A 2,382-nucleotide genomic window follows, 5' to 3' on the forward strand; every position below is an offset into this window, starting at 1 on the left:
ACATCGTCGTCCAGCAGGTGCTGGCGGCCCTCACCCGCCGCTCCGGGTGGAGTCCCGGGGAGCGCGCCTTCGCGCTGGGCGCCTGTGTGATGTCGGCCTGCTTCATCCTGGTGTTCTGCTCGCTGCCCACCCTCGCGGCCGTCGCGGTCGCCCTGGTGGCCGGGGCCGCCGACGGGTTCACCGAGGTGGTGTACGTCTCCCGGCTGCAGGCAGCGCCCGACGAGCAGCGGGGACGTCTGTTCGGGCTGTCCGCGTCGGCGGAGAACGGCGGTTTTGGTCTCGGCATGCTGGTCAGCGGCGCCCTGCTGGAGTCCTTCGCCCCGCTGACGGTGGTGGCCTGGCTACACGGACTCGCCATCGTGCTCTGTCTCGCCCTGCTGGTCTGGCTGGTCGTCCGCGGCAGGCGACGGCCCCGGCAGGAGCTCCCCCAGGACACGGCCGGGCAGGAACCGGGCACCGTCACGTCGGAGGGCTCCGGCCGATGAGCGCGTCCCCCGACCCCCGTATGGCGGTCATCGGCATGGCCTTCCGGCTCCCCGGCGCGGACACGCCCGAGCAGTTGTGGCGGATCGTCCGCGACGGCGAGATACGCATCACGCACTTCCGCCCTGAGGAACTCGCGGCCGCCGGCGTACCGGAGGAGCTGTACTCGCGCGAGGACTTCGTCGGCGCCTCGGCGGTCCTGGACGACATCGCGGGGTTCGACGCCCGGCACTTCGGGATGAACGCCCGGGAGGCTCAACTCACCGATCCGCAGCACCGGTTGTTCCTGGAGTGCGCGCAGCACGCGCTGGAGGACGCCGGTTGTCCCGGGGAACGCGACGGCACCCGGATCGGCGTGTTCGCCAGTACCGGGTACCACCTGTACTCCATGCAGAACTACCTGCTCAACAACGTCCTGGTCGACCGGGAGATCACCGACTGGCTGTCCCGGATGCAGGTCATGGTCGGCAACTACACCGACTTCACCGCCACCCGGGTCTCCTACCGGCTCGGTCTCACCGGCCCTTCCGTCAATGTCCAGACGGGCTGCTCGAGTTCCCTCGTCGGTGTGCAGCTGGCGGCCCAGTCGCTGATGGCGGGAGACTGCGACGTCGCACTGGCGGGGGCCACGGCGATCCACCTGCCGCAGGTCCTGGGCTACCACTACGTCAAGGGCTCGATCCTCTCCCGGTCGGGGCGGTTACGCGCGTTCGACGCCGCAGCGGACGGCACCGTCGGAGGCACCGGCGTCGTGGCGGTGGTGCTCAAGCGGCTCGAGAGGGCGCTGGCGGACGGCGACACGGTCCACGGCGTCGTGCGGGGCTGGGGCATCAGCAACGACGGCTCGCGCAAGCGGGCCTACACCGCGCCCAGCGCGGAGGGGCAGCGGGAGGCGATCCGCCGGGCCCTCGCGCGGGCGGGGGTCGGCGCGGAGACCATCGGCTACCTGGAGACCCACGGCACAGGCACCCTCAAGGGCGACCCGATCGAGTTCGAGGGCGCGACCGCCGCCTTCCGGGAGGACACCGGGCGCACCGGCTACTGCGCGCTCGGCGCCGTGAAGGCGAACATCGGGCACCTCGACGTCGCGGCGGGGCTGGCGGGGCTGGTCAAGACGCTCCTGGTGCTGCGGCACGGGGTGATCCCCCCGGTGGCCGGCTTCGACGAGCCCAACCCCCTGCTCGCCCTGGACGGCAGCCCGTTCCACATCCCCCGCGAGACCCTGCCGTGGCACCGGGGCGACGTCCCCCGCCGTGCCGGTCTCACCTCGCTGGGGGTCGGCGGGACCAACGTGCACCTGGTGCTGGAGGAAGCACCGGACGGCGTGCCCCGCACCGCCCGCCACGCCGCCCCCGACGTGCTGCTGGTGTCCGGGAGTTCCGCCGAGGCCCTGGCCGACAACGCCCGCGCGCTGCGCGACCGGCTCAGGGAACGCCCTGCCCTCCCGGTCGCCGACATCGTCGCCACCACCACGCTGGGCCGCGTGCACGGAGGTCACCGCGCAGCCGTGCGCGGTGACGGGGCGGGTGCGCTGGCCACGGCCCTGGACGACTGGCTGGAGGCCGCGGGAACGGCGGGGGCCGGTCGTGCCGTGCCGGCGACGGCGCCCCGCGGCGGCCCGCCCCGGGTGGTGTTCCAGTTCACCGGCCAGGGGTCCCCGTACCCGGGGATGGCGGCCGCGCTCCACGACCGCTTCGCCGCCGTGCGGGAGGTGCTGGAGGTCTGCGACCGGGCCCATCGTGCGGAGACCGGTGACCCGTTGCTGCCCCTGCTCCTGGAGGACGGGGCCTTCGGCCGGGAGGCGTTGCGGCGGACCGACCTCGCGCAGCCCGCGCTCTACGCGCTGCAGTGCGCTCTGGTGCGGCTGTGGCGGGAGGCGGGCGTGGTGCCGGACGCGGT

Annotated in this window: 2 protein-coding genes; both read left to right on the forward strand. The window is 73.6% G+C overall.

What is annotated here, in order from left to right:
* Nucleotides 1-485 (forward strand): MFS transporter (locus ACOV8S_RS32760; protein WP_448322281.1); only part of this gene is annotated, 485 nt, incomplete at its 5' end.
* The coding region (locus ACOV8S_RS32765) for a type I polyketide synthase (protein WP_448322283.1) at nucleotides 482-2,382 on the forward strand (1,901 nt) is incomplete at its 3' end. The genes ACOV8S_RS32760 and ACOV8S_RS32765, both read left to right, overlap by 4 nt.

It is taken from the genome of Streptomyces sp. CO7 (genome assembly GCF_053474865.1).